At 67.3% G+C, this 2,861-nt stretch carries 1 protein-coding gene; it reads right to left on the bottom strand.

Going from position 1 to position 2,861, the window contains the following annotated elements; genetic code table 11:
• Window positions 1–14: 14 nt before the first annotated feature.
• Window positions 15–2,861 (bottom strand): DNA-directed RNA polymerase subunit beta' (gene rpoC / locus VM306_RS36145; protein WP_325523054.1); only part of this gene is annotated, 2,847 nt, incomplete at its 5' end.

Here is a 2,861-nt window from a genome sequence, read left to right on the forward strand (position 1 = left end):
CAACTAACGAACGACTAGCGGTAGTCCCGCCCGAAGTCGTAGTCGTCGAGCGGCACAGCGGCACCAGTCCCGGTCCCGAAGACGTCAGGCGTGTAGTACCCGTCGTCGTAAGAAGGAATCGCGTAGGCCGCGGCCCGCGCCTCCTCAGTCGGCTGGACCTGGATGTTCCGGTACCGGTTGATGCCCGTACCAGCCGGGATCAGCTTACCGATGATCACGTTCTCCTTGAGACCGATGAGCTTGTCCGAACGCCCGTTGATGGCAGCGTCGGTCAGCACACGGGTGGTCTCCTGGAACGACGCCGCGGACAACCAGGAATCGGTAGCCAGCGAGGCCTTCGTGATACCCATCAGCACCGGACGACCGGCAGCCGGCTCGCCACCCTCGGCGACGACGGCGCGGTTACCCGACTCGAAGTCCGCACGCTCGACCAAAGACCCGGGCAGGAACTCGGTAGCGCCGGAGTCGATGATCGTCACCCGGCGGAGCATCTGCCGGACGATGACCTCGATGTGCTTGTCGTGGATCGCCACACCCTGGGCGCGGTACACCTTCTGCACTTCCTGCACCAGGTGCAGCTGGGCCTCGCGCGGGCCCATGACGCGCAGGACCTCGTGCGGGTCCGGAGTACCTTCCAGCAGCTGCTGACCGACGTGCACGTGGTCGCCGTCCTGCAGCGGGCCGGTGGCCGTGTTGGCGAGACGCTGACGCTTGGACAGCTTCTCGAACACGATCTCCTCGGAGCCGTCGTCCGGGATCAGCGTGATCTTCCAGAAGCGGTCGCCGTCCTCGATGCGGACGCGGCCGTCGACGTCGGCGATCGGCGCCTTGCCCTTCGGGACGCGGGCCTCGAAGAGCTCCTGGACACGGGGCAGACCGGTCGTGATGTCGTCACCGGCCACACCACCCTGGTGGAACGTGCGCATCGTCAGCTGCGTGCCGGGCTCACCGATCGACTGGGCGGCGACGATGCCGACGGCCTCGCCGACGTCGACCAGCTGGCCGGTGGCCATGGAGCGGCCGTAGCAGGACGCGCACACACCGACCGCGGACTCGCAGGTCAGCACCGAGCGCACCTTGACGCGCAGGACGCCGGCCTCGACCAGCGACTGCAGCGCCGGGTCGCCGAGGTCGTCACCGCGGTTCAGCACCAGGTTGCCCTGGGCGTCGGTGATGTCCTCCGCGACGGTGCGGGCGTACACGGAGGTCTGCGCGAACTCGTGCAGGCCGACCTTGTCGCCCATCTGCTCGCCGACGGTCATCTGCACACCACGGGTGGTGCCGCAGTCGACCTCGCGGATGATGACGTCCTGCGAGACGTCCACCAGACGACGGGTCAGGTAACCCGAGTCGGCGGTGCGCAGCGCGGTGTCGGCCAGACCCTTGCGGGCACCGTGCGTCGCGATGAAGTACTCCAGCACCGACAAGCCCTCGCGGAACGAGTTCTTGATCGGGCGCGGGATGTACTCACCCTTCGGGTTGGTCACGAGACCACGCATACCCGCGAGCGAACGGACCTGCGTCATGTTGCCGGCGGCGCCGGACTGGACGATGACGCGGATCGAGTTGTCCTCGGGGAAGTTGTCTTCCATGATCTCGTGGACCTGCTCGGTGGCCTTGGTCCACACCTTGACCAGCTCGGAGTTGCGCTCCTCGTGGGAGAGCTGACCGCGCTGGTAGCGCTTCTCGACGGCGTCCGCGAGGCGCTCGTGCTCCTCGAGGATGTCCTGCTTCGCCGCGGGCACGAGGACGTCCGAGATCGCGACCGTGACACCGGAGCGGGTGGCCCAGTGGAAACCGGCGTCCTTCAGCTTGTCCAGCGTCCGGGCGACGGTGACCATCGGGTACCGCTCGGCCAGGTCGTTGATGATGATGGCCTGCCGCTTCTTGGGCATGACCTCGTTGATGAAGGCGTAGTCCTGCGGCAGGATCTCGTTGAACAGCACGCGACCCAGCGTGGTCTCCGCGAGCCACGGCTGACCGGGCTCCCAGCCTTCGGGCTCCTGGCCCTTGGGCGGGTTCTTGTCGGAGACGCGGATCTTCACCATCGCCTGCAGGCCCAGGACCTTGCGGTCGTACGCCATCAGGGCCTCGGCGGGCGACGAGTAGAAGTGGCCCTCGCCGATGTCGCCGACCTTGTGACGGGTCAGGTGGTACAGGCCCGTCACCATGTCCAGACGCGGCATGGCCAGCGGCTTGCCGGACGCCGGGGACAGGATGTTGTTCGACGACAGCATCAGGACGCGGGCCTCGGCCTGCGCCTCGGCGGACAGCGGCAGGTGGACTGCCATCTGGTCACCGTCGAAGTCGGCGTTGAACGCCTCGCAGACCAGCGGGTGCAGCTGGATGGCCTTGCCCTCGACCAGCTGCGGCTCGAAGGCCTGGATGCCGAGGCGGTGCAGCGTGGGTGCGCGGTTGAGCAGCACCGGGTGCTCGGTGATGACCTCTTCCAGCACGTCCCACACGGCCGGGCGCGCACGCTCGACCATCCGCTTGGCGGACTTGATGTTCTGCGCGTGGTTGAGGTCCACGAGCCGCTTCATCACGAACGGCTTGAAGAGCTCCAGCGCCATCTGCTTGGGCAGACCGCACTGGTGCAGCTTGAGCTGCGGGCCGACCACGATGACCGAACGGCCGGAGTAGTCGACGCGCTTGCCGAGCAGGTTCTGGCGGAACCGGCCCTGCTTGCCCTTCAGCAGGTCGGACAGCGACTTCAGCGGGCGGTTACCGGGACCGGTGACCGGGCGGCCGCGGCGGCCGTTGTCGAACAGCGCGTCGACGGCCTCCTGCAGCATCCGCTTCTCGTTGTTGACGATGATCTCGGGCGCGCCGAGGTCGATCAGTCGCTTCAACCGGTTGTT

This window comes from Lentzea sp. (assembly GCF_035525475.1).
In the GTDB taxonomy this organism is placed as follows: Bacteria; Actinomycetota; Actinomycetes; order Mycobacteriales; family Pseudonocardiaceae; genus Lentzea.